The sequence below is a fragment of the Candidatus Clostridium stratigraminis genome (genome assembly GCF_045310675.1).
Lineage (GTDB): Bacteria > Bacillota > Clostridia > Clostridiales > Clostridiaceae > Clostridium_AT > Clostridium_AT stratigraminis.
In genome coordinates, this window is the sequence record NZ_JBJHZZ010000058.1 from 1 (window position 1) to 242 (window position 242).

Consider the following 242-nt stretch of genomic DNA (forward strand, 5'->3'; position numbering starts at 1 on the left):
CCTTGAGCTTTCATCTGAAAGGCATCTGCAAAACCAAATAGTAAACATGCCCACATAGTTCCTTTAGGTGTCCAGTTACCAAAGATAAGTGCCGCTAATGCTATAAATCCACGTCCTGAAACCATTCCCTCCCTATAAAGAGGTGCAATTCCAAGTGACAGTGCAGCACCACCTAATCCTGCAAGAGCACCAGATAATACAACACAGGAATATCTTATTTTATAAACACTTATACCTAAAGT

1 protein-coding gene is annotated in these 242 nt (G+C 40.5%); it reads right to left on the minus strand.

Annotated elements, in window-relative coordinates; translation table 11 throughout:
* Positions 1 to 242: ABC transporter permease subunit (locus tag ACJDUG_RS17840; protein ID WP_406771209.1), on the minus strand; the 242-nt coding region annotated here is incomplete at both ends.